The sequence below is a fragment of the Herbaspirillum sp. B65 genome (assembly GCF_000333555.1).
Taxonomy (GTDB): Bacteria; Pseudomonadota; Gammaproteobacteria; order Burkholderiales; family Burkholderiaceae_D; genus Herbaspirillum; species Herbaspirillum rubrisubalbicans.
The window spans coordinates 1-4,704 of record NZ_BADI01000924.1 but is presented as its reverse complement, the minus strand read 5'-3'; the positions used below and the strand labels follow the sequence as shown (position 1 = coordinate 4,704).

General features: G+C 63.5%; 5 protein-coding genes. All 5 read left to right on the top strand.

The window, feature by feature from the left end; genetic code table 11:
• On the top strand, window positions 1–879 hold an 879-nt coding region (gene livM / locus I5W_RS21695; RefSeq protein WP_044530793.1), incomplete at its 5' end, for a high-affinity branched-chain amino acid ABC transporter permease LivM.
• The gene (gene livG, locus I5W_RS21690; protein WP_017454250.1) at window positions 876–1,652 is read left to right on the top strand and encodes a high-affinity branched-chain amino acid ABC transporter ATP-binding protein LivG; all 777 of its coding nucleotides are present in this window, start codon (window positions 876–878) and stop codon (window positions 1,650–1,652) included. The genes livM and livG, both read left to right, overlap by 4 nt.
• Window positions 1,652–2,356, top strand: coding sequence for an ABC transporter ATP-binding protein (locus I5W_RS21685; RefSeq protein ID WP_044530792.1), 705 nt, complete (start codon window positions 1,652–1,654; stop codon window positions 2,354–2,356). Before livG ends, I5W_RS21685 begins: the two co-directional genes overlap by 1 nt.
• A 236-nt stretch (window positions 2,357–2,592) precedes the next feature.
• Window positions 2,593–3,096: a sugar dehydrogenase complex small subunit gene (locus tag I5W_RS21680; protein ID WP_044530791.1), complete on the top strand. Its 504-nt coding sequence runs from the start codon at window positions 2,593–2,595 to the stop codon at window positions 3,094–3,096.
• Window positions 3,097–3,115: 19 nt separating this feature from the next.
• Window positions 3,116–4,704: GMC family oxidoreductase (locus I5W_RS21675; protein WP_044530790.1), on the top strand; the 1,589-nt coding region annotated here is incomplete at its 3' end.

Here is a 4,704-nt window from a genome sequence, read left to right as displayed (position 1 = left end):
TCTGGGCTTGATATCGTGGTCGGCTTTGCCGGTCTGCTGGACCTGGGTTACGTCGGTTTCTATGCCGTGGGTGCCTACACCTACGCATTGTGCAACCAGTACTTCGGCCTGTCGTTCTGGGAATGCGTGCCGCTGTCGGCCGCTGCCGCAGCACTCTTTGGCTTCCTGCTGGGCTTTCCGGTGCTGCGTCTGCGCGGTGACTACCTGGCCATCGTCACGCTGGGCTTTGGCGAAATCATCCGCCTCTTGCTCAACAACCTGACCAGCATCACCGGTGGCCCCGATGGCATCTCCGGCATCCCCAAGCCGACCGTGTTCGGCCTGGTGATGGCGCGCAATCCCGTCACCGAAGGCGGCACCACCTTCCACCAGGTGTTCGGCCTGTCGTACCAGGGTGGGCACATGGTGATCTTCATGTATTTCCTGGCCTTGCTGATGGTGCTCTTTACCTATTTCGTCACTAGTCGTCTTTTGCGTATGCCCATGGGCCGCGCCTGGGAAGCCCTACGTGAAGATGAGATCGCATGTCGCTCGCTGGGCATCAACCCGACCCGCGTGAAGCTCTCGGCCTTCACGCTCGGTGCCGCCTTCGCTGGCTTGGCCGGTTCCTTCTTCGCCGCCCGCCAGGGCTTGGTGACGCCGGAATCGTTCACCTTTATCGAGTCGGCCCTGATCCTGGCCATCGTGGTGCTGGGTGGCATGGGTTCGCAGCTGGGCGTGATCCTGGCCGCCATCCTCTTGACCGTGCTGCCCGAACTGGCGCGCAGCTTTGCCGAATATCGCATGTTGATCTTCGGTCTGGTGATGGTGCTGATGATGATGTGGCGTCCGCAAGGATTGCTTCCCGCAACCCGTCCGCACGTGGAGCTGCCGCAATGAGCCAACCAGTCAAGACCATGCTGGAAGTGTCCACGCTGTCGATGCGCTTCGGCGGCCTGTTGGCCGTGGATGGCGTCTCGCTGGCGGTGCAGGAGCGCGAAGTCTTCGCCATCATCGGCCCCAATGGCGCCGGCAAGACCACCGTCTTCAACTGCATCAGTGGCTTCTACCAGCCGACCTCGGGCGAGATCACCCTCGATGGTGTCTCCATTGCCCGCCAGCCCAGCCACCAGGTGGCGCAGCAGGGACTGGTGCGCACCTTCCAGAACATTCGCCTCTTCAAGTCCATGACGGTGGTGGAGAACCTGCTGGTGGCGCAGCACCAGCAGGTCAATACCAACCTGTTGTCGGGCCTGTTGAAGACGCCTTCCTATCGCCGTTCCGAGCAGGAGGCGTTGCAACGCGTGGCCTACTGGCTGGAGCAACTGGGCCTGACGGCCCTGGCCAACCGCGAGGCCGGTACGCTCTCCTATGGTCTGCAACGCCGCGTCGAAATCGCGCGCTGCATGATCACCAAGCCACGCCTGCTGTTGCTGGATGAACCAGCGGCCGGCCTGAACCCGCAGGAGAAGCAGGAACTGTCGCAACTGATCGACCGCCTGCGCCGCGAACATGGCGTGGCCGTGCTGCTGATCGAACACGACATGAGCCTCATCATGGGCATCTCCGACCGCATCCTGGTCATGGAGCATGGCAAGCCCATCGTCACTGGCACCCCCGAACAGGTGCGCAGCGATGAGCGTGTGATCAAGGCTTACCTGGGAGAAGAGTGATGCTGCAATTTGACAAGGTGCATACCCACTATGGCGCCATCGAGGCGCTGCATGGCGTGTCGCTGACTGTGGAACAGGGCGAGATCGTGACCTTGATCGGCGCCAACGGCGCCGGCAAGACCACGCTGCTGATGACGCTGTGCGGTCGCCCGCGTGCCTCCAGCGGCCGTGTGATCTTCGAGGGCCAGGACATCACCGGTTTGCCTACCCACGAGATCATGCGCCGCGGCCTGGCGATCTCGCCCGAAGGGCGGCGCGTCTTCCCCAGCCTGAGCGTGCTGGAAAACCTCAAGATGGGCGCCTTCTTCGCCAGCAACGAAGAGATCGAGCAGGGCATTGCCTATGTCTTTGGTCTCTTCCCGCGCTTGAAGGAGCGCGCCGCCCAGCGCGCCGGCACCATGTCCGGCGGCGAGCAGCAGATGCTGGCCATCGGTCGGGCGCTGATGAGCAAGCCGCGCCTGCTGCTGCTGGACGAACCCACGCTGGGCCTGGCGCCGCTGGTGATCGCGCAGATCTTCGAGATCATCCGCACCATCCGCGCCAGTGGCGTGACCGTGTTCCTGGTGGAGCAGAACGCCAACAAGGCGCTGGGCGTGGCCGACCGCGGCTATGTGCTGGAGAACGGTCACGTGGTCATGTCCGACACCGGGGCCAACCTGCTGGCCAACAGCGACGTGCGCAAGGCCTATCTCGGCCACGGTTGAGCGCGGCGCCAGCCCCTCCTGACACGCGGCCCGGTCACGGTGGTGACCGGGCCGCGTTGTTTTGGGCGGATGACAAGAGCGGATGACAAGAGCGGATGACAAGAGCGGATGACAAGAGCGGAGGCGCTGCGGCAGAGCAGCAAGAATGTGCGTAGAATATGCGGCCCATCCTGGCCCCGGCGCGACGGCGCTGCACGCTCAAGCGTGCCTGCGGGCCATTTTTCATGGAAGACACAATGACGCACACTCCACGCCGCCGGGTACTCAAAGTGGTGGGCCTGATGACGGGCGCTGGCGCTGCCGGCCTGTTCTGGTCCCTGCCCAGCTGGGTCACCGCGCAAAACAATGCCGCGGCTGTTCCGGTAGAAGATTTCCTTCAGGTTTCCCAACAACTGACTCAACGCCAGGATTTGAGCCCCAGGCTGGGTGCGGCTTTGCTGCTGGCCCTGTCCAAGAGCGAGAAAGACCTGGCGACTCGTCTGTCATCCTTGAAGGGATTGCTGCAAGCCCAGCCGGCGCTACTGCAGGCCGAGCGTCTGGCGTTTGGGCCCGAGCAGGCCGACAGCGAAAAACTGGCCCGCGTCATCCTCGGCGCCTGGTACGAGGGCGTGGTGGGCAAGGGCAAGCAAGCCCAGTATGTCACCTACATCAATACGCTCTCCAATGGCCTGGTGAGCGGCAAGCTGGTGCCGCCCAGTTTTTCCTATGGCCCCTGTGGTAGCTGGTCGCGCCAGCCCTGATTTGCGAGAGTGAACTTCGATGAGTAATGTCAATTCCGCCGACGTGGTGGTGATCGGCGCCGGTGTGACCGGTGCCTTGCTGGCCACGCGCCTGGCCCGTAGCGGCAAGTCGGTACTGCTGCTGGAGTCCGGCCCCAAGATGGGCCGCGATCAACTGGTCGAGCGCTTCCGCAGCTCGGCCTTCAAGTCCGACTTCATGGCGCCATACCCGTATTCGCCGCTGGCGCCGCATCCGCGCTACACCCCCGAGCCCAATGGCTACCTGCAGCAGAAGGGGCCGCACGCTTTCAATGCGCAATACATCCGCATGTTCGGCGGCACCAGTTGGCACTGGGCAGCGCAATTGTGGCGCTATGTGCCCAATGACTTCCGCCAGCACAGCCTCTATGGCGTGGGCCGTGACTGGCCCATCAGCTATGACGACCTGGAGGACTACTACTACCAGGCCGAGGTCATCGCCGGCGTCGGCGGTTCGCCGGAGAGCGGTTCGCCGCGCAAGCATCCTTTCCCGATGGAACGGGTGCCGGCCTCCTGGCTGCAGCAGCGCGTCACGGCCCGCCTGGCGCCGGAATTCACGGTGCTCGATGACAGCACCGGACGCAACAGCCGCAACTACGATGGCCGCCCGGCCTGCTGCGGCAACAACAACTGTATGCCGCTGTGCCCCATCGATGCCCAATACCACGGTGGACTGGCCGCCCAGCAAGCCCAGGACAGCGGCGTGCAGGTCATCACCGAAGCGGTGGTGTATCGCCTGGAACATGATGAAAAAGGCCGCATCGTGGCCGCCCACTACTACGACTGGAACAAGCTCAGCCATCGCGTCACGGCCCAGACCTTCGTGTTGGCCGCCAATGCCATCGAAACGCCCAAGTTGCTGCTCATGTCGGTGAGCGACAAGTTCCCGCAGGGCATCGCCAATGCGCGCGACAACGTCGGTCGCAACCTGTGCGACCACCCGGCCATCGGCGTGACTTTCGATGTCGATGAAGAGATCTGGCCTGGCCGCGGCCCGGTCAGCCCCTGTTCCATCGGTCAGTTCCGCGATGGCGCTTTCCGTGCCGACCATGCGCCATTCCGTATCGATATCTCCAATGCCTCGCAGGTCGCCGCGGTGACCAAGGAAGTGGTGGCCGAGGGTTACTTCGGCAAGCGCCTGGAAGAGCAGATTCTGTTCCGTGCGGCGCGCCGCCTGAGCATCAAGAATGCGCTGGAACAACTGCCGGACCGCAACAACCGCGTCACCCTGGGCGACAAGAAGGATGAACTGGGCCTGCCGGTGCCGGCCCTGTACTGGAACATGGATGACTACGTGATCAAGGGCACGCAAAAGACCCGCGAATGTTACGACGCCATCGCCAGCAAGCTGGGCGCCACCAACATCAAGCACAGCAAGAGCGGCGCCTTCTCCAACCGCCAGCACATCATCGGCACGCTGTCCATGGGACTGGACCCGGCCACCAGCGTCACCGACGCCTGGGGCCGTGCGCATGACCACGAGAACCTGTTCATGGTGGGTACCGGCGTCATGCCGACCGTGGGCACTTGCAACGTCACGCTGACCGCCATGGCACTGTCCCTGCGCACCGCCGACAAGATCATGAGGAG